16 protein-coding genes are annotated in these 21,694 nt (G+C 37.3%); 6 read left to right on the plus strand and 10 right to left on the minus strand.

The window, feature by feature from the left end:
- Window position 1: 1 nt before the first annotated feature.
- The 5 genes from ORI89_RS02445 to gltX form a co-directional block, all read right to left on the minus strand.
- Complete coding sequence (locus tag ORI89_RS02445; protein ID WP_268228832.1) at window positions 2-2,533, minus strand: DUF5686 family protein; 2,532 nt, start codon at window positions 2,531-2,533, stop codon at window positions 2-4.
- Window positions 2,534-2,988: 455 nt separating this feature from the next.
- On the minus strand, window positions 2,989-3,837 hold the full coding sequence (locus tag ORI89_RS02450) for a sugar phosphate isomerase/epimerase family protein (protein ID WP_268228833.1): 849 nt from the start codon (window positions 3,835-3,837) through the stop codon (window positions 2,989-2,991).
- Between the two features lie 123 nt (window positions 3,838-3,960).
- Complete coding sequence (locus ORI89_RS02455; RefSeq protein WP_268228834.1) at window positions 3,961-5,376, minus strand: Gfo/Idh/MocA family oxidoreductase; 1,416 nt, start codon at window positions 5,374-5,376, stop codon at window positions 3,961-3,963.
- Between the two features lie 27 nt (window positions 5,377-5,403).
- A complete protein-coding gene (locus ORI89_RS02460; protein WP_268228835.1) occupies window positions 5,404-6,789 on the minus strand; it encodes a 3-keto-disaccharide hydrolase in 1,386 nt (461 codons plus the stop codon).
- 367 nt (window positions 6,790-7,156) lie between these two features.
- Complete coding sequence (gltX, locus tag ORI89_RS02465) at window positions 7,157-8,674, minus strand: glutamate--tRNA ligase (protein WP_268228836.1); 1,518 nt, start codon at window positions 8,672-8,674, stop codon at window positions 7,157-7,159.
- Between the two features lie 195 nt (window positions 8,675-8,869).
- On the opposite strand from gltX, the gene ORI89_RS02470 reads away from it, so the two are divergent.
- The 5 genes from ORI89_RS02470 to ORI89_RS02490 all read left to right on the plus strand — a co-directional run bounded on the left by ORI89_RS02470 (window position 8,870) and on the right by ORI89_RS02490 (window position 13,597).
- Window positions 8,870-10,111 (plus strand): sensor histidine kinase, encoded by a 1,242-nt coding sequence (locus tag ORI89_RS02470; protein WP_268228837.1) that lies wholly within the window; start codon window positions 8,870-8,872, stop codon window positions 10,109-10,111.
- Window positions 10,092-10,613 (plus strand): DinB family protein, encoded by a 522-nt coding sequence (locus ORI89_RS02475; protein ID WP_268228838.1) that lies wholly within the window; start codon window positions 10,092-10,094, stop codon window positions 10,611-10,613. The genes ORI89_RS02470 and ORI89_RS02475 overlap by 20 nt, the downstream gene beginning before the upstream one ends.
- 1 nt (window position 10,614) lies before the next feature.
- On the plus strand, window positions 10,615-11,040 hold the full coding sequence (locus ORI89_RS02480; protein ID WP_268228839.1) for a hotdog fold thioesterase: 426 nt from the start codon (window positions 10,615-10,617) through the stop codon (window positions 11,038-11,040).
- A 232-nt stretch (window positions 11,041-11,272) separates the two neighbouring features.
- Window positions 11,273-12,553, plus strand: coding sequence for a sugar MFS transporter (locus ORI89_RS02485; RefSeq protein WP_268228840.1), 1,281 nt, complete (start codon window positions 11,273-11,275; stop codon window positions 12,551-12,553).
- A gap of 201 nt (window positions 12,554-12,754) precedes the next feature.
- Window positions 12,755-13,597, plus strand: coding sequence for a DUF2911 domain-containing protein (locus ORI89_RS02490; protein WP_268228841.1), 843 nt, complete (start codon window positions 12,755-12,757; stop codon window positions 13,595-13,597).
- 35 nt (window positions 13,598-13,632) lie between these two features.
- Here the strand turns inward: ORI89_RS02490 and ORI89_RS02495 are convergent, their stop codons facing one another.
- The 3 genes from ORI89_RS02495 to cdaA form a co-directional block, all read right to left on the minus strand.
- Entirely contained in the window at window positions 13,633-16,548 is a 2,916-nt protein-coding gene (locus ORI89_RS02495; RefSeq protein WP_268228842.1) for an FAD-binding and (Fe-S)-binding domain-containing protein, read from the minus strand.
- Between the two features lie 8 nt (window positions 16,549-16,556).
- On the minus strand, window positions 16,557-17,471 hold the full coding sequence (locus ORI89_RS02500) for a DUF1338 domain-containing protein (RefSeq protein ID WP_268228843.1): 915 nt from the start codon (window positions 17,469-17,471) through the stop codon (window positions 16,557-16,559).
- Window positions 17,472-17,589: 118 nt separating this feature from the next.
- The gene (gene cdaA / locus ORI89_RS02505; protein WP_268228844.1) at window positions 17,590-18,384 is read right to left on the minus strand and encodes a diadenylate cyclase CdaA; all 795 of its coding nucleotides are present in this window, start codon (window positions 18,382-18,384) and stop codon (window positions 17,590-17,592) included.
- Between the two features lie 111 nt (window positions 18,385-18,495).
- Between cdaA and ORI89_RS02510 the strand changes: the two genes are divergently transcribed.
- Complete coding sequence (locus ORI89_RS02510; RefSeq protein WP_268228845.1) at window positions 18,496-19,215, plus strand: pyridoxine 5'-phosphate synthase; 720 nt, start codon at window positions 18,496-18,498, stop codon at window positions 19,213-19,215.
- A 60-nt stretch (window positions 19,216-19,275) separates the two neighbouring features.
- Here the strand turns inward: ORI89_RS02510 and lepB are convergent, their stop codons facing one another.
- Together lepB and dapB are read right to left on the minus strand one after the other, a co-directional pair.
- Window positions 19,276-20,775 carry a signal peptidase I gene (gene lepB, locus ORI89_RS02515; protein ID WP_268228846.1) on the minus strand — a complete coding sequence of 500 codons (1,500 nt, stop codon included), beginning with the start codon at window positions 20,773-20,775 and terminating at the stop codon, window positions 19,276-19,278.
- A gap of 53 nt (window positions 20,776-20,828) precedes the next feature.
- Window positions 20,829-21,572: a 4-hydroxy-tetrahydrodipicolinate reductase gene (gene dapB / locus ORI89_RS02520; protein WP_268228847.1), complete on the minus strand. Its 744-nt coding sequence runs from the start codon at window positions 21,570-21,572 to the stop codon at window positions 20,829-20,831.
- Window positions 21,573-21,694 lie beyond the last annotated feature (122 nt).

Genomic DNA, 21,694 nt, shown 5'->3' on the forward strand with positions numbered 1-21,694 from the left:
ATTAAAAATTAATATTTAAAAACACTCTATAAGTATCTTTACCAACATTCGGCAAGCCTTCATAAGATAATCTTCGTGCATACTCTACTCGCAAAATTCTAAGTACATTATCCAGCCCTACTTTAGCTTCATAATATGGTTTGCTCCCTAAAACATGGGTCATAACATTTCCTGTCTTATCTTCATCAAAATTAATAACAGCATTGCTGATATACGGGTTATTATGCTCAGACAGCTTCCCATAAAACATTTTTACTCCCCAAATCTCTCTAAGCTTCAATTTATTCAGAACAGGTATTTTATTTAGAACAAAGCCGTTAAGCTGATGTTCAAATGCAAAATGAATAAACTTATCTGCAACAAACTCCATATTTCGCATCAGGTAATAATCAAAACTATGCCTATCATCTTCCATATATACTCCTGGCATTTCCAGCAGTGGGTATGGCAATGTACCCCATATTTTCCCGCCAATCAACGTTGCATCAGCTATTCCGATCTGTCTCAAAAAAAATCGTTTAGAAATTGATGCTCGTACGGCATCATAACCATAATCGGCTCCCCAAAAACCTTTTATGCCTTTACGGTAATGTAAGTTCATGACGGGGTAATTTTCTTTTACAGTTGTACGTGTTAGGTTTCTATAAAAAAACTTTTCCATCGGAGCCCACCGTAGAGCAATTTCCACCTCATTATTATTCAGGGCATATAACTTATTATTCATATCACCCGAAGATGTAAAGTTTAAATCACCAATAGGTTTTCGTGCTTGATGGAGAAAAGAAGTTGCTACGCTCATATGGTTTCCAAACTCTATCACATGTTTAATCTGGTACACATAAGTATCCATAAATTTAGTTGGCTTATTACTCCTTAGCGATTGAAAAAAGCTATCTCCTTTACGAAAGCCTACCCTTCTACCTGGTTCAAAAACATCATGCTGAACTGCAAGCTCTAAATAGTGAGCAGGGTATGTTGCTACTGACTTCCCATTTAAAGAGAAAGCGGGTCTCAAATAATAACTAAGACTATTATTTCCAAATCCATAAGCTAAATAACTTTCAATAAAGACCTTTTCAGAAAAAGCATTCGTTGTCCTCCCACCTATTCTCAACCTATCTCCCTGAATTGTATTTTTAGAATAAAGATATTCTAATGGCCCAAATTCAAATGCTCCTACATTATGATATCCTTGCGCAGCTAAATAGCCTACTGCGAGTATCGTTTTAAATGTTTTATTCCGATTTAAGGAATCAAAATTTGAATACACTTTGCTTTCAACCGTATTTAAATCAATTGGTCTCGTATGTTCAAGTAAAATTGCATTCTCTTTTGCCTGCTCTAGAACCTCTATAGGAGCTCCTGAAAAAACAGAATCCGAAAAGTCGCCTTTAAAATTATATTCATAATTTAAACTGGTTTTAGAACCAAATAGCGCTTCTTTTTTCCCTACTCCAAAAGAAATATTCACATCGCTTCTTTGTAGAAACAAAAAGCCCTCGTCATTTGGTTTATAATGCAACTGAATAGCAATGTTATTTACCCAATTTAAATTTGCTTCTTTATTAGCTTTCAATTCTGCTGTACGCACCGCATAGCGTCCATCCATAGAAATCAATAGTTTTCCACTTAGTAAAAGATCTGCTTTATTTCTAGGTTCATACTTAAGCTCTACAAACTTACCCTCTTTCATTTCTATAGTATCAACAAGATAATACTTATAAAACAGCGGAGCATTATTTGCAATAGGGCTTAAGAACAACTTATTTATTAGAAAAACATTATCATCATAAAGTTCAATCTCCTGAAATAGGAAATCCATATAGGTTTGTATATTATGGTTATTTACATAACGTTCATCGAACTCGGTTTGCTTACTTGTATTTACAATTTTCTTATATGACTTTGGCTGATTTTGTGTGTAAACATCGCTTATTTGTTCCTGCATAAATACAGTCAACAATCTATTTCCAGGAGAAGACAATGTATCTATATTTTTAAAGAAAAAACCCATCCCCCCAAGACCTTTACCATATTTTTCTGATGGGTTTACCATACCTAATTGCAATTTATCATATTGCTTAAAAGATAGTTTAGGTTGGTTAGTTAGTCTATTATATTTTTTGTGCCGAATTACTTCTCTAATTAATTCGACCGCCGGGTTTTTGTTATTATATTTCTGCTTCGCGCCGACTTCTATTACATCTAATACTCCACTTTTAGGCTTTAGCTCTATGACTAATGACTCATCAAACTCTGCATATAATTCTCTAAAACCTTCATATCCTACCGCACTAACACGTATATACAACGGCGTGCTACTCTTTCCCAAAAGGATAGAAAAATATCCTTCTGCATCACATGAAGTTCCTTCAAGCCCTCCTTCCACTAATACACTCGCATGAGGCACCCCATTTCCTGTCATTCCATCTATCACTTTCCCCTCAATTTTAACCTGCCCCACTGCTTCGAAAGCAAGTATAGAAAAAGACACTAACCACAAAAAGGTTCTTAACGCTAAAGGTATTGTCATAATCAAATATAGCTCCTCATTAAAATATCCTGCAACAAGCTTAAGTGCGTTTAAAGACAGTTACGCCTCAATTAAAGCCATAGACTTAACAAACAATCCACAATAATAGTTTCTGACACTCAACAAAATCCCTACCCTGCTGTATGGCAATCTAGTAATTATTTTTTTACTTTTCCCAAGCCATCGAATTTGGTGCTCTTTTTTTATAAAAAATCAAAACCATATTATTAAACTTTTCACTAGAACTCACAGTACTTCAAACACATACGTATTCTGCCTCATTATTGCTACACAGACACTTCATATATAGATAGTTGTTCATCTGTGTAGCTTATATTTTAGCTATCAAATATAATATTGATGATTCGTAACAAAAAAAGCACAAAGATTAAAATCTTTGTGCTTTCTATAAATTCAATCATAAACCGATGCTTACTTTAGTTGCAACCTGTTCACTACAGCAAGCTTCTCAGGTTATATACACTTTGTTTCACATCGTCTGTGTTATTCTCCCAATTATACTCATACTCGGCAGAAAGCATCCCTTTAAAGTTTTGTCTTTTGAGCTCTTGAATCACCTCTTTAATTGGCAACTTACCTGTTCCCCAGTGCACATCATGAGCCTTTTTGTCACCAAACTCGTTTAAATCTTTAAAATGAGAGTGGAATACCTTTCCATCAAGTTTTTTCAGACAGTCTACAGGATCCAGCCCCGATCGCATCCAGTGTCCCACGTCTGCCGCTGCGCCCATCTTAGAACTCCGTCCTTCTAATGCTTTCAACACAACTTCAGGGTTCCAATAATAAGAAGGTTCGGGGTGGTTATGCAAGGCTGCTTTAACATTATATTTTTCACACAGTTCAGAAACAATATCTAAATGCTCTATTTTTGGCTCGCAGGTAATTACTTTAATTCCCATATCTTTAGCGAAAGCAAAAATCTGTTCCCATTCCTGTTTATCTTTACCATTTGTTACGCCAAAAGCTTGTAAGGTAATATTATTTTCCTTCAACAACCTCTTTACTAAAGCTCTTCCTTCATTTGATAATCCAGGTCCCATTTTTTCATCACTACCCGCCCCTATTTTCTGTCCAGGAAACGCCTCAACATACTTTAACCCTGCACTATTTATTTTATTTAATGCTTCTGCAAAAGTAAAAAGACGAAAAGTATAAGCTTGCGAGCCTAACTGCCAGCCTAATTTTTCTTCCGGAAACTGCTGAGCGTTAACCTGTGATATTAGTCCTCCTGTTATAACCAGAAAACATACCATCCATATTGAAAAGTTCTTTTTATTCATCATATAATTATAAGGTCTAGAAATATAATATTATTAAAAGTATAAATTAAACCCGAACTTAACAAAATACCACATCATATTTCAAGGCTAGTATTTTCCGACCAGCCCTGAAATACTTTTCGCGTGCTACATTTTATAAAACTGCTCCCACCCTTTTGCTGGTGCAGGTCCCGCTAACAAAGCATTCGCAAACTTATCATCTACGATTTCTTTTTTCTGAGGATCAAACGTAAACTTACTATTTAAGCGTTGTGCTATAACCCCTAAAGAGAACACTTGACTTAATTGTCCTGCAACTTCAAAAGAAGACCTTGTTTTTTCTTCACCTTTACAAGCCTTTAAAAAGTTAGCAAAGTGATTAGAAGGGGTCTTCGGCACTTCTGGCAATTTATTTGCCATATCTTTCGCTTTATTTTCAGGAATAATTTGCAAGGTGCTCGCATGTGATCCTCCTTTAAAAATAAGATCTTTCGAATAAATTATTTTCCCTGGATTTAACTTCACTGGCTCGATTTTTCCTGTGCTCGGTGGTGGTATATTAGGGTCTAAACCAGAAACTCCATATCCCTCCGGTATAGGTGGCAAATTATCTATACCATCATACCAATTAACATCAACAGCAGGCATGTTTTTCCGTTTAGGGAAGTGGAAACGTAAAGTAGAAGACATTGGGAAGAAAAATGAATTGTGTCCATCTAGTCGAACTGCCTCTATCTCCGTTGGCAGACCTAGTTCCAAAAATTCATGGGCAGTATCTAGTAAATGTGCTCCCCAATCGCCCAAAGCTCCCATTCCAAAGTCATACCAGCAACGCCATTGTCCATTTACAAAATCCTTATTATAATCATGCCCCAATGTTTGCATCTGCCATAAATCCCAGTCCAGCGTTTCCGGTGTTCTTTCCGGATACGGAAAACCTTTAATGTTTGTATCCCATCCATGCCATCTTCTAGGCATATTCATATGTGCATCTATTCGGTTTACGTCTTTGATAATTCCAGCGTCTTTCCATGTCTTAAATTGAAAGTAATTAGCTTCGGAGTGTCCTTGGTTCCCCATCTGGGTTACAACTTTTGGAGATCTTCTTGCTTTGTCTGTCATTAACTCAATTTCCCAAAACGTTTGTGCCATTGGTTTTTCTACATACACATGTATCCCAAGATCCATTGCGAGCATTGCTATAGCAAAGTGCGCAAAATCTGGCGTACCGATAGACACCGCATCAATTTGTCCTCCCATTTGGTCAAACATTTTCCTGAAATCCTGAAAACGTGGAACATCGGGGAAAGTCTTCATAATATCTTGGGTATGCTTTCCCCCCATGTCTACATCACATAAGGCCACCACATTACACAATCCTGTTTTATAGAGATCCCTGATAATCTCTCCCCCTCTATTTCCAATACCTATACAAGCTAGGTTCACTCTTTCATTCGGCTTTGCTAAATTAACATTACCTAATAGACTATTTGAAAAGGCAACAGCCCCGCCAGCCATTGCCGACTTTTTAATAAAACTACGGCGTGACAAATAATGGTTCATATCTCTGATTTATATGATTAACTTATTTTATTTCTTAATTTTTATGCTTCTAAAGGACACTTTATCTCCATGATCCTGCAAAAGAATATGTCCTTTCTTTGCTTCTCCAAACCTATCCCAATCTTTATACTTGCTTATGGCTACCAAATCCCTATACTCTTTAGACCCGCGCTTATAAGTAACCATCTTAATACCATTCAAATAATGCGTCACTTGATTATCAGCAGTCACTACAATACGTCCACGATTCCACTCTCCAATAGGTCTTCTTGCTCTCCCATCACGATTAGAAGTTATTAAATCGTATAGAGACGCCAAAGTACGGTTACCATCTCTTCCCATTTTAGCATCTGGATGCTTTGCATCGTCCAAAATCTGAAACTCTGGTCCTATAGACGATCCTTTTGCCTTCTCTTTCAATGTTACAAAATACTTGACACCACTATTAGCTCCTTCTGTTAGTTTAAACTCGAATGAAAGATCGAAAACAGCATATTGCTCTTTTGTCACAATATCTCCCCCATTCGTAGACTCGCCTCCATCTGATTTATGGACGGTTATCATACCATTCTGTATTTCCCACCCCTTAGTTGGAAAACCTCCACCATGTACACTTGTCCAGCCTGTAGCATCCTTTCCATTAAAAAGCAACTTCCAGCCTGAACTTTTCTCTGCAGAAGAAATATCGTTAGGTTTCAAATTCACGACATATAAATCCTTTGGTGTCTTTTTGGGCTTCAAATTATCAGTTTGTATTCTTATATTCTTAAAATACACCTTTTTGCCGTGTAGTGCGTCTTTAATGCTATGTACTTGCAAACCTATAAACCCCTCTTTATCTAAAGTATCTATCACATGAGAAACTGGTATATTATTGACCCATGTGCGCAACTCATCTCCAATAGCTTCTATTCTGATATGATTAAACTCTTCTTGCTTATAGGCTCCTTTCGCGGCTTCATTCAAGTCTAACGGATATATCCACCCCCTTCTCGCCTCATCATACACACCTCCTGTCCACGCACGCTCTGAAGGATCTATTTCTATTTGTCTGCCATATACTCTCCCTTTCCCATTGTTTGCATTAGGGTCAAAATGACTACGTGTCTGAATTCCAGAATTCGTTTGATTTCCTTCTAACTTAACTTCCAATTCTAAAATAAAGTCGCCATACTCTTTTTCTGTTACCAGAAAAGAATTAGGTGTTCCCTTTGTCATTGTACCGATAATAGTTCCGTCTTCCACTTCATATGGCGCATTCCCTCCTAAGCTCTTCCAGCCATTCAGCGTTTTTCCATCAAATAAATCAACCCACCCCTTTTCATTAGTTTGCGCATTTGCCAAACCACATGTGCCTGTCAATCCAGCTATACAGCCTATTACAATATAGTTTATAATCTTTTTCCTTATCATACGTTTATTTACTATCAATTCTATTTATCTGGTTAACTAAAAACTTGGCAATAATTACTTTATTTAAAACATACAGCTTTCTTCTTTAATAAATAGCCCTATATCACTTCCAATCCCATAAATTAGCGGATTGATTTATTACTGGTTAACTGCCAAACTACCTCTTACAATAATATTAATAATCAAACTAAACTACTAAATATCCATAGCTTTTATTTACGAAAACGTTTGAATTAACCCAATACAAAATGGCTAAAACATCACCTTAAAGCGACTACATCTACCATTGTAGTAAAATTTCATCATAAAAAAGGCGAAACCTTCTCCAGGTTTCGCCTACTCAAAAAATCAATATTGCTCTCTTTTATTAGAAGTGAACCAAAGCTCTATTAATCCTTAAAACAACCTCTTCTCTCCCCAGTAGCTCAGTTATCTTGAAAACATCAGGACCGAACTTCCCTCCCACTAGCATAATCCTATAAGGCATCATCAACTCACCTACTTTCATGCCTGATTCTGTTACTTTCTTTTTAAACAACTCCTCTATTGTTACAGCATCCCATACTCCTACTTCATGCAAATCTGTTATCAAGTTTTGAAAAAAGCGAGTTTTATTCTCGTTCCACTTAGGCTTAACTGCATCTATATCATAACTTTCCGGCGTATGAAAGAAAAAAGACGCCTGCCCCCAAAAGTCTTCGACAAAAACCATTCTTTCCTTAACCAACGAGAGAACCTTATCAAGGTAGTCTTCATCATTATTACGAATATCATGATCCGCTAACACCATTTTTATCTCCGGCAACAGATTTGTGTTGTTGGTTTTCTTTATCCATTCATGATTAAACCACTTGGCTTTTTCAAAATCAAACTTTGCCCCTGCTTTATTAATCCGATCCACAGAAAATTTAGCGATCAATTCTTTCATTGAAAAAATCTCTTGATCGGTCCCATCGTTCCATCCCAACACAGCCAGCATATTGACAAAAGCCTCGGGCAAAAAACCCATTTCGCGAAAGCCCTTGGTCAATTCCTGTGTTTTAGCGTCTTTCCAATTCATCGCATATACAGGGAAACCTAGACGATCGCCATCTCGTTTACTTAATTTTCCATTTCCATCCGGTTTTAAAATTAAGGGCAGATGCGCCCATTCTGGCATTTCTTGTTCCCATCCCAAATATTTCCACAATAAAATATGCACTGGCGCTGAAGGCAACCACTCTTCTCCTCTAAAAACATGAGAGATTTCCATTGCATGATCATCAACCACAACAGCCAAATGATAGGTTGGCATCCCATCTGCTTTTAATAACACTTTATCGTCCACCAAATTCGTCTCAAATGAAACTCTCTCTCTGATCATGTCATCAAAAACAACTAGCTCCCCTTCTGGAACTTTAATCCTTATCGTATGTGCATGACCTTCTGCCAACAATTTTGCAGTTTCTTCTTCACTCAAACTTAATGAATTTCTTAAGCTCATGCGATTTTCATGCGAATACCTAAAATTAGGCTCATTTACCCGCCTTTCTGCTAACTCTTCTGCTGTATCAAAGGCATAATAAGCATATCCATCTTTTATCAGCTGTTCAGCATACTTCCTATACGATGGTTTTCTCTCGCTCTGCCTATATGGTCCATACTTCCCTGGTTTCAGAGGACTCTCATCTACCTTTATTCCACACCACTCCAAACACTCTGTTATATATTCTTCGGCTACCTCCACAAAACGTGTTTGATCCGTATCTTCAATCCGTAATATAAAATCACCTTCATGATGACGTGCAAAAAGATAATTAAATAATGCTGTACGCACACCTCCAAGGTGTAAGCCGCCAGTCGGACTTGGTGCAAAACGCACCCTAACTTTTTTCTGCAAACTCATAACTACAAAACTACGTTTTTATCGTGTAAAAGTTATAACAGATCATCTATGCGTGTGTTTTTTATTTAGAATAATCTACACCACTGAATATTACAATAACCGCACTAAAAAAGACACAATTATCCTTAGTAACTTCAATAAATTAAAGTACTCCGAAATTACATTGACATAAAAACAGTATTTTGCAACCTTATTATGAGAAAAAAAGATCGTTTATTCCAATATAACACGAAGCGCCGTTGGAAAGCTATTTTATTCCTATTTGCAGCATTAATTGCTGCGGGCTCTCTTATCTATACGAACTATTTAGTTCAGAATTTATCAATTTCCGAGCGCACTAAAGCTGAAGTTTGGGCAATGAGTACTAAAAGCATTGTTACAATGCCCGATTTAGATGATGATTTTATAAGTTTTATTTATGCTGTTCGAGACAGCCTTACTACTCCCGCTATTATTACGGATGGTCGCGACAACATTATCTTTTGGCGTGATCTTGACCCCACCAAAACCAACACCAAATCACAGGCCGACAGTTCTTTTGGGAAGATAGATTATGATCCGAACTACTTTCGCAAACAACTGAATATTATGAAGGGCAGTCATCCTCCAATAATACTTGACCTTGACGACGGTAACACCTGGGCCGTTCATTACAAAGACTCGGAAGCATTACGTCAACTGCGTATATTTCCCTATTTACAATTGTCTCTCATTGCCTTCTTTCTTATCATAGCCTATACTGTTTTTAATTCTATAAAAAAATCTGAAGAAAACCTAGTTTGGGTGGGTATGGCTAAAGAAGCTGCTCATCAACTGGGGACTCCTATTTCCTCATTAATGGGATGGTTAGAATTAGTTCGTTCTAAATATAATGCCGAAGATGATTCTATTCTCAACGAGATGGGACGCGATATCAGCCGACTTGAAATTGTAGCAGATCGTTTCTCAAAAATCGGATCTGTCCCTACACTCACTCCCCACAATATATACCAGACAATTAATGAATTTATAACTTACTTTAAAGTTCGAACCAGCGAACGCATCACTTTCGAGCTAACTGGAGATCAATCTGCTTCTGCTAAAATCAATATCCCTTTATTCGATTGGATCATTGAAAATTTATTAAAAAATGCTGTAAATGCTATTGACTCTGAAGGTAGAATAACCGTTAATATAACCGATAATATTGCAAAAGAAGAAATTTTTATAGACATTAGTGATACGGGCAACGGTATTCAAAAAGCAAATTTCGAGAGTATCTTCCAACCGGGCTTCACTACTCGTAAGCGTGGTTGGGGGTTAGGTTTAAGTTTAACAAAACGCATGGTCGATTACCATAACGGGCAAATTTTCGTAAAAGAGTCCGAACTAGAAAAAGGAACAACATTTAGGATAATACTTAAAAGCACACTACGCTATGAACCCACTGAAATCTGAAGAATATCCAGCTATTTACACCGATTATATAGAGCATATAGTGGGTCCTGTCTTCGATAAGCTTCACAATCAATTAGAAAGCTTTCCAGACTTTATCCGCACAATCCCGGCAGACCAGGGCGAATATACCTATGATGAAGAGAAGTGGTCTATCAAAGAAGTCCTATGCCATATCTTAGATACTGAGCGCATTATGGCTTACCGGGCTTTGCGCTTTGCACGAAATGATATGACTGAACTTGCAGCTTTTGAGCAGGAAATTTTCGTACAAAATGCACGACATAACGAGCGTAGTTTTGAAAGTATTATAAAGGAATTCATACATCTACGTCAATCCAACTTAGCGATGTTCGAATCTTTTGATGATATAGAGTTAGAAAGAAAAGGCATGGCTTCAGGACGTTTAATTTCTGTAAAAGCCTTCCTATATGTTATAGCGGGGCACTTAATACATCATCAGCTCATTTTACAAGAACGCTATTTAAACAATAAATCTAATTAATATGTGGTTTAAAGATTACTCTCTTGAAGAGATTAACAAGATTTTCGCAAAAAACATGACAGGGTATCTAGATATTCATGCCACGGAAATAAATAAAGATTTTCTAGTAGCTGCCATGCCCGTAACAAGTAAAGTAAAACAACCTATCGAGCTTCTTCATGGCGGTGCTTCTGTAGTCCTAGCAGAATCAGTAGGGAGTATTGCTTCCAACCTTATTATAGATCCTGAACTGTTTGTAGGTGTAGGTATGGAGATTAATGCTAATCATCTTCGTTCCGTTCACTCGGGGACCGTCTATGCCACATGCACTCCTTTACATATCGGACAAAAAACTCACGTTTGGGATATTAAAATAAAAAATGAGGAAGGTATCTTGATCTGTATCTCTAGATTAACAGTAGCCATCGTAAGAAAAAATAAAGAATAAAAAAAACAAAACTACCCTAATCATTGTATTATTACTATAAGCCATTCAAGGTGGTTATATGATACGGTTTAGGTTTGGAGAGACTATGCCCAACGTAGTCTCTCCATATTTTTACACAGACGCAATCGTTTGTTTTTTTATCTTATTTTTTTTATACCAAATTATTTTCTTAGTCTTGCATCTACGTTTATTATTGTAATCAATCACTATAAAATCTAAACATAGCTTAAACATGGATTCTAAAAACTCTTTGCAGCAAAATGGCCAGTCTCCCGTAGGTCCTATGATCATTATTGCCGCCTTATTTTTCATTTTCGGTTTCGTGACATGGTTAAACTCTCTTCTTATACCTTACCTAAGAATTGCGTGTGACCTAACAGAAGTACAGTCTTACCTTGTAACATTTGCTTTTTATATCGCTTATCTTGTTATGGCCCCTGTATCAACGTGGGTATTAAACAAGTACGGTTTCAAGCGCGGAATGTCTATTTCACTAGGTATAATGGCTTTAGGAGCTCTCCTATTTATCCCTGCAGCATATACCCGTACATATCTTACCTTTTTAACAGGCCTATTTATAATGGGTGGGGGTCTTGCTATTTTACAGACGGCATCCAATCCTTACATTACCATATTAGGCCCTGTCGAGAGTGCTGCAAAGCGTATCAGTATCATGGGTATCTGTAATAAGGTAGCAGGAGCGGTAGCCCCTATTATTTTAGGACTATTCCTAAACTTAGGTGAAGCAGATAGTATTGCAAAACAAGTTGAGTCCATGTCGGCAGACGAATACACTGCAGCACTTGATAAAATAGCCTTACAAGTTGTTAACCCTTATATCGCTATTGTTATTGTCCTGTTAATTTTAGCGTTCTGGATCTCGAGAGCTAATTTACCTGAAGTACAAGGTGACGAAGAAGAAACAGCAGATCATCATACTGTTTCCGAAGATAAAACAAGCATTTGGCAGTTCCCTCACGTTATATTAGGATTTGTTACGCTGTTTGTTTATGTAGGGGTTGAAGTACTAGCGGGTGATACTATTATTGCTTATGGTGTTTCTTTAGGTATTAGTCTAGAAGATGCTAAATTTTTCACAGGCCTAGTCATGATTGCTATGGTTATTGGTTACATTGTAGGTATTGTTAGTATTCCAAAAATCATGAAACAAGATACCGCTATGAAGCTATGTGCTATTTTAGGTATTTTGTTCACATTCGGTATCGTGTATACCTCTGGAATGACATCCCTTTACTTCGTTGCTGCCTTAGGCTTTGCTAACTCGTTAATCTTTCCTGCCATCTGGCCACTAGCTCTGAAAGGTGTTGGTAAATTCACCAGTGCAGCGTCTGGTCTTCTTGTTATGGGTATTGCCGGTGGAGCAGTTATTCCTTTGCTTTACGGCCAAATTTCTCACTCTATTGGTCCACAGTCGGCATATTGGATAGCCTTACCTTGTTATCTTTTTATACTTTATTACAGTATCTCAGGACATAAAGCGGGTAAAAAATAATATTTTAATCTTAAAAACAACATGGGCGCTCCACTAGGTAGCGCCCATGTTGTTTTATCCCTAACTCTTTCTTAGGAGATCCTCTATTCGTCAGTGAAAAGGAAACGACATCTGAACTCACCAAAAACTTAGTATCTTTAGTGCTGTACAAAGGCTCATATCATAAATGAAAACAGGTATTACAAAGTAATTTATATCTATATGCAAACAAAACTATTATCAATATTTACAGCAACACTCTTGTTGTTCGGCTCCCAACAGGTTCTGGGGCAAGCTAAATTTCCTCCTGCAAGTAGCAGTACGAAAATCGAGCAAGGGCTAGGTATTAACAAAGTAACGTTAACCTACCAAAGACCCAATGTAAATAATCGTACTATTTTTGGCGACCGAGAACCTTACAATGAAGTTTGGCGCACAGGAGCTAACCTTATACCTAGTATAACATTTGAAGAGGAAGTAACAATAGAAGGCAATAAAGTCCCTGCTGGTACTTATGGTATTTTCACCATCCCTACTAAAACAAACTGGACCATTATTTTCTCTAAAAACCCTAATCAATGGGGAGCTTATGACTATAAGCAAGACGAAGATCTTCTACGCTTTCAAGTGAAGTCTCAAAAAACAAAAGAAAAAATAGAATCCTTTACGATGGCTTTTGAAAATGTTACTCCGACAGGGACTGATCTAAGTTTGGCTTGGGAAAACACAAAGGTAAAGTTCCATATTGCAGTCGACCAACATAATGAAATTTTAGCTTCCATTAATGAAGCAATGAAAGGCGAAAAAAAGCCTTATTTTCAGGCTGCTCAATATTACTACAATAATGGTTTAGATATTAATCAAGCTGTTGAATGGATCTCTGAAGCGGACAAAAACAATGTCGATGCACCTTATATCAAATACTGGAAAGCAGTCATGCAACTAAAAGCTGGTGATAAACCGGGTGCTACAAAAACTGCAAATGAAGGAATAGAAATGGCCAAATCACTAAATAACGAAGAATATGTTCGTTTAAACACACAGGTCCTCAAATCTATTAAATAGCAAATAAAGGAAGCGCTTTTTTAACAGCGCTTCCTTTATCTTAAAACATCATACAGCACCTCAACAGGGTGCAATACATTGACAACGGCTCCTTCTTTAATCTGCTGTCTACATGAAGTTCCCGGAGCGACAACTAAAGAAGTTTCCTTTACTCTCCTTATAGCCGGGAGCAACGATAGCTCAGCAATATCTTGCGATAATTTATAATGCTCTTGTTCCATACCAAAAGCTCCAGCCATTCCACAACAACCTGCATCTATTAGCTTTACTTGAAAGTTCTCAAGACAAGACAACATATCTACTACAACAGTTCCTATTCCCCAAGCCTTTTGCTGGCAATGCGTATGTACTACAATATCTTTCCGTTCATCTTTAAAGCTCTCTTTCTTAATATGTCCAGCCCGCATCTCTTCAGCCAAAAACTCCTCTATACAACGTGCTCGCTTTGCTATACATTTAGCTTCCTCTAGAAGCTGTTCATCTACCAAATCGACATATTCATCTCTAAACATCAATATAGCAGATGGTTCTATCCCCACCATACATACTTCTCCCCTAAAGACTCCCGATAATTGTCTTACATTTTTATTTGCCAATCTCTTAGCTTTTCGGAGAAAGCCCTTTGAAACCAATGCTCTGCCGCTCTCTTCAATTGGGGCTACACGCACCCTATAACCCAAGCCCTCTAAAAGTAGTATTGCCTTTTTACCAATTTCGACATCCTGAAAATTCGTAAACTCATCAAAGAAAAAATAAGCTATTCTCCCTTTACGCTTATCAACTAATTTATTTCTGCTTAAAAACCATTTTTTCAACGACTTTGTAGCAATCAGTGGTAAATTCCTTTCTTGAGCAAAACCTAAAGATTTTTTCAATAGTGCACCTGTCCATTTATTGCGTACAGTCCAATTGTACAATCCGGAAAAATTAGAGGCTAGAAGCATTAATTTATAATTATGTCCAATTAGCCAACTTCTCCAAGGCACCCCATTTGCATCGTGATAAGCTTGAAGGAAATCAGCCTTCAGTTTTGACATATCAACCCCCGACGGACACTCTATCTTACAAGCTTTACAACTTAAACACAAATCCATCACGTCTTTAATCTCCTGATGATCAAATGGATTTTCTTTATCTGACGTTGTCAACATCTCTCTTAGCACATTCGCTCGCGCTCGGGTAGTATCTCGCTCATTCCTAGTTGCCATATAAGACGGGCACATTGTTCCTCCCGAAAGGTGTGTTTTTCTACAATCCCCAGAGCCATTACATTGTTCGGCATGTTGCAATATATTTTGTCCGTTATACCTAAAAACAGACGGGAACTTCTTTCTCGTCGTTTCCATTGTATAACGTAGATGCGTGTTCATAGATGGAGTATTAACTATCTTCCCTGGGTTAAATATCCCAACAGGATCCCATGTATTTTTTATATCCTCTAAAATTTTATAGTTTTTCCCACCTATCATAAAAGGTATAAATTCTCCTCTTAACCGCCCATCTCCATGTTCGCCACTCAGCGAGCCTCGATACCTTTTTACTAGCTTTGCGACGTCCAAAGCGACTTCACGAAATTTTTCTTGTCCATCTACATTTTTTAGATTTAAGATTGGTCTCAAATGCAGTTCTCCAGTAGCTGCATGCGCATAATGAACAGAGTATAAGCCATGTTTTGACAATAATGCATTAAAGTCACGAATATATGCAGGTAGGTCCTCAACATCTACTGCAGTATCCTCTACCACAGCTACCGGTTTTGCATCGCCTACAACATTACTTAATAAGCCCAAACCCGCCTTACGTAGGCTCCAAACTCTTTTCTTGTCTTCCCCCAAAACGACAGAAAAATAATAGCCTAACTTTCTCTCTCTTAGAGCCTCTTCTACCTTTGCACAGCGGCTCTCCAGCTCCTTTTCATTATCACCATCAAGTTCAACGACTAGAATTGCTTTAGGGTCTCCTTTGACAAAGAATCGATTCTTATTTTGCTCCACATTATTTTTAGTACGCTCTAAAATATAATGGTCTATCAGTTCTGATGATCGGAGTTCATAATTTAACGCTATAATATTCGCTTGCAATGCATCTTCCAAACTATCAAAGTGTATACACATCAATGCTGTAGGCTTTGAGAATAGATCCGACACGTTCAATTTCACCGCTGTAATCAACGCAAGAGTTCCCTCAGAGCCACAAATAATTTTACAAAAATTAAACAACTCTGCTCCTGCTACGAAGGGATCAGTTTCCAATAACATATCTATCGCATAACCTGTATTGCGCCGTGTAATAGCCTGTTTAGGGAACTCTTTTCTAATTTCTACTTGATTATCATAATCACTTAATACTGTTCGTATATGTCTATAAATGACACCTTCTAAATCTTCCTGTTCACATTTTTCACAAAACTCTTCAAACGTAAGCGCTTTAAAGATTACTTCAGTGCCATCGCTAAGCAGGGCTTCAATTTCTAGCGTATGCTCTCGTACACTTCCATAAATCAAAGAGTTTGCACCACAAGAGTTATTACCGACCATTCCCCCTATCATCGCCCTATTAGCTGTAGAAGTTTCCGGTCCAAAATAAAGGCCATATTCTTTCAAAGCCATATTCAACTCATCTCGTACAACCCCTGGCTGAAGCTTAACCCATTTTTCCTCTTTATTAATTTCGATAATCTGGGTAAAATATTTAGAAATATCGACAATAATTCCTCCACCTATCACTTGCCCAGCTAGTGATGTACCTGCAGCCCTCGGCACCAAAGGTATATTATTCGCTTTTGCAAAATCTATTAATTGAATTAGGTCTTTTTTATCTTTTGGAATAGCTACAGCCAAGGGCAGCTCTCTATAAACCGATGCATCTGTCGCATACATGATCCGCTCAAGCTTATCGGTAAACAACTCTCCTGCGAGACTATCCTTTAACTTCAACAAAAGGGTCTTCATTACTGTTTTTATTCTTTCAAACCTTCTATTTGAGAAGTATATGTACTTTCAAAAATTTTGTCTGCATTATTTGCTTCAAAACCATCTCTCCTATGTTTTGACTCTACCTTTTTCAAATCTAAATCGGCATACTCTGGTAGAACCTCCCTTTGTGCAAACTCCACATAACTTCCTGCAATCGGCAAAACTTCTCCATCAGCAAATTCTGCTTCATAAACTGCTGACACCGTACTACTCTGTCTCAATAATCCATCATTGCTGATTTTAATTTTCCCCCCGGCCGAATTCAATTTCACTCCGATCATCTCTAAAAACTCATTAAAAGCCTCTAAAGTGTTATATCCCTCTCGTAGCTCATGAATACTGATCGTATAATGATTTAAGTAATATCTATTATAAATTACCCACGCTGCGTACTCACTTTCCTCCAGCAATTTTTTATATTCCATAGACGTTGGCAAACCCCAAAGAGGTTTATGTAAAAAATCAGCTACCTGCATCCCATCTTGTAGATCTAAACCGTCAACAGGGTCTATTACAATAGCTTTCGTATATTTCTCTATTATTTGTTGGCTTTCTTTACTCAGCTCCGATACTATCAGTTCGGACACAAATATTCTTGGATAGTTTTCATTAGGCGGGGCATACCAATAAGCATTTAACTTTTTCCCTTCAAAATAATAATAATCACGCCTTTCATATCCATATGCAAGGAATATCTTTTCGAACGACTTTATTCCTAAATTAGAGACGCCTAAAGTACGGAAAGCAATATGATCATTTACTATATCATCTTGCGATTCAATTACACCTTTTTCTAAAAGTTTCGTTGTAATTTTTGACACATCGGCTACATGTGTTTTATAATGCTCAAATAAATTGTTTAAAACAATATCCAGTGGAGATGTTTGATCAAAGTACATAATCTACTTTTTAAGGTTTACATGAGCATGAAATTAATCAATAACTCTCAATAATCAAACAGACAAGAGAATAATATTCTACATTCAAGCAAAATACATGAATATTAATCAGAAAATATCACAGTTCCTCTCTCAATATTTTCTCTAGCTCTTCAGCACTTAAATTCATATTGATATGTCCATCTTTCGCCAACGATATTTCACCTGTTTCTTCAGAAACAATGACAGCAATGGCTTCCGAGACCTCTGTTACACCGATAGCAGCACGATGTCTTAGCCCCAATTGCGGAGGCAAGTCCTCACTATCAGAAAGCGGAAGAACACTACTAGCCGTCATAATTCTAAAATCAACTATAATCACGGCGCCATCATGTAGCGGACTATTTTTAAAAAAAATACTTTCCAAGAGCCTTTTTGATGCAGGAGCATCAATATACACACCACTAGATTGGTAATATTCCTCATCAAAATGTCTTGAAAAAACCAAAAGTGCTCCAGTCTTAGACTTAGACATGCTACGACAAGCATCTATAATTGGTCTTAATTGTTCATTATTATCTACTTGAGACGTCTTTTTACTATTCAAAAAAGACCATAAAAACTTTTTACGACGTAATGAAATATTCTTACCTATATGTGTTAGAAAGCGTCTTATCTCTTGTTGAAACACAACAATCAACACAATTGAACCTACCGATATAAACCCTCCAAATATCTCTGTTAACAGGCGCATTTGCATTTGTTTTACGACAAGGTAAACCCCATAAAATAAAGCCACACCTATTAAGATGTTAACAGCTATAGTTCCCTTAATCAAACTATAGATATAATAAATAATTATTGCTACCAATAAAATATCTATTACATCTAATAGCCGAAAGCCACTTAATATATCTTGATCTAGCCCCTTCATGTATGTTATGCAATTTATAAAAATAATATTATGAATTGTTCAAAAGCACTAAAAAATCAGTTCGGTTCTCTCTACTATTTTGAATACATTTGTAGTTTACGACATAAGATTATGACAAAGTTATCCGTTAACATTAATAAAATAGCAACAATCCGCAACTCTCGTGGGGGCAACACACCTAACGTACTTGCAGCAGCACTAGCTTGTGAGCGGTTCGGAGCACAAGGAATTACAGTTCACCCACGCCCCGACGAACGACACATTCGTTACCAAGATGTTTATGACCTAAAAGCTGAAATCAGCACAGAGTTTAATATTGAAGGCAATTGCCAAGAGCAAAAATTCATCGATTTAGTCATTGCCAACAAGCCTACACAAGTCACCTTAGTTCCTGACAGTCTTAATCAAATAACTTCTAACCACGGCTGGGATACCATCAAAAACAGAGAGTACCTCAAAGACATGGTCAAACTTTTTCAAGATCAAGGCATTCGTGTCTCTATTTTTGTTGAGCCTAATGAGGAAATGGTAGAAGCAGCAGCAGAGACCGGCACCGATCGGGTCGAACTTTACACCGAAGATTATGCTATACAACATGGCTTTGACCCACAAAAGGCAATAGCTCCCTACTACAAAGCTGCTAAAAAAGCCCAAGAAGTCGGCTTAGGTTTAAATGCAGGACATGACTTAGATTTAAACAACTTAAAATACTTCAACGAGCACATCCCTAATTTACTAGAAGTTAGCATAGGTCATGCGCTTATCTCCGATGCTTTATATTTAGGTTTGGAAGAAACTATAAAACGCTATTTAGCTGCACTAAAAGTTTAATTACAAAATCTAACATACAAGAGAAACGGATAGCAAATTGCTATCCGTTTCTCTTGTATGTTAATTAATTCCCTTAAATATTCTACTCCAGCGTATCTTACTTAAAAACGACCCTTGTTCGTCCCAGCTCAACCAAGTAAACAAGGCTTTTCCTACAATATGATCCTCTGGGACAAACCCCCAAGCTCTCGAATCCAAGGAATTGTGTCTATTATCACCTACCATCCAAAAATAATCTTGCTTAAAGGTATATGAAGTTGTTTTTTCTCCATTAATGTAATATCCATCTGCTTTTTTCTCAAAACTATTTCCCTCGTAATCCCGAATTGCTCTCGTGTATAACGGGACTGTCAGCGAATCAAGCTCTACTGTCCATCCTTTTGCCGGTATAGTGAACGGCCCAAAATTATCAAAGTTCCACGTGAACTTCTCATTATTAGGGTAGGTATCTGCCCCATATCCCGGTTCGGCGATTAACATTTCTACAGCTTTCACATTTCCCCACGACTTTACCAACTCTGCTTCATCTGCTGTCATAAATAATCTATAGATATCCGGCTGCGGTCCCTGAAATGTCTCAATACGTAAATCTTTCATACGTTCCATATTCAATCCTGTCCCATCAGTATACACATAATAGTCCATTTGCATTTCAGGAGGTACGAAGCCCGGCTCACCATTTATGATAAGCTCGCCTTCATTCATTGCTATCTTATCTCCAGGCAAACCTACACAACGCTTAATATAATTCTCTCGTTTATCTATAGGCCTAGTTACTACTGTAAATTGATTGTGTACCACATCCTTCCCTATATGTCTAACAACATCAGCATACGTTTCACTCTGATTTTCTAAAATCACAGTATCCCCTGCAGGAAAGTTAAATACTACAACGTCATTTCTTTCAATTTTTTGAAATCCAGGCAACCTTTTATACGGCAACTGAATAGCTTCCGAATAAGCTTTCCCCCCCGTTATCGGCATTGTATGATGTGCAAAAGGAAAGGCAATAGGCGTTATGGGAATACGTGGCCCATAATTTAATTTACTTACAAAAAGAAAATCTCCTACCAATAGCGTGCGCTCCATAGAGCCTGTCGGTATCATATATGCCTCGATTAGAAATCCTCTTATCAAAGAGGCCGCTATTGTGGCAAATATAATCGCATCTGCCCATTCTCTGGCTACCGATTTTTTATACGGATATTTCTTATGAAACTCCTCCGTATTGGAAGGCCCCAAATACTTAACAGTTGCATCTCTTCCCCATAAAATCAAAAAAATAAATGGCAACAATACTGCCACTACGGTTTCCCAAAACCTCCTCTTACCGAAGCTTTTCAGCAAGTCAAAATAAAGGCCGTAAAAAATAAAAAGATTAACAATGGGGATAAACAACAAAGCCACCCACCATGTAGGGCGCTCTGTTAGTCTTGTCATTACATAACTATTATAGAAAGGTACAAACGCCTCCCATTCTCTTCTTCCTGCTTTCTTAAACAGTAATCCTAAGCCATAAAAGGATACTAAAGTCAGGAGTGTAAATATTATATACCACATAAAGTTATTTTAAAAGTAAAAAGCTTAGAACATCCTTCTCTAAGCTATTTTATTTATTTATTAAAATCAAACATTTCTGTCACTTGATAAAACCCTTTCTTTCCAACCAGCCACTCAGCTGCAGCGACAGCTCCCAATGCAAAACCTGCTCTATTGTGTGCCGTATGTTTAAACTCGATCTGATCAACCTCAGAGCTGTATAAAACAGTATGCGTACCAGGCACCTCCTCTATCCGATGACTTTCTATCAATAACTCATCAGCTTTTGGAACAACTCCTTCTCCTTCGCCTATCAATTCATTCACCCACTTAGTCTTTTCTGCAATACCATCTATAATTCCTTCAGCAATTGTTATCGCAGTACCACTTGGCGAATCCAATTTATGAATATGATGAATTTCTTCCACTTGTGCTTCATACTGTTTATAAGGTGCCATTGCTTTTGCCAACATCCTATTAATATAAAAAAACACATTCACCCCTATACTGAAATTTGAGCCATACAATAAAGATTGTTCTGTTTCTAAACACACTGCCTTAATTTCTTCAAGATGCTCATACCATCCGGTAGTCCCAACAACGATAGGTAATCCTGCTTCAAAACAAAGTGTAATATTATCGATAGCCGCTGCCGGCTCACTAAAGTCTATTGCGACATCGCCTACTTTTATATCCTCTGCCGTAATTTTATCACGATTATCTTTATCTACAACCAATACGACCTGATGTCCCCGTTTTATAGCGAACTTCTCAATGAGTTGCCCCATTTTACCGTATCCTAGAAGAACTATATTCATATGTATATGATTTTATTTTCAACTACCATATAGAGTTCCCATGGATTTCTGTGTTTCTCAGACATGAGAATTTTCTATGTAATTATCTTAAATATTTTTATCTCAAACTTTCAACAACTTAT

Source organism: Sphingobacterium sp. UT-1RO-CII-1 (assembly GCF_026711005.1).
Taxonomy (GTDB): Bacteria; Bacteroidota; Bacteroidia; order Sphingobacteriales; family Sphingobacteriaceae; genus Sphingobacterium.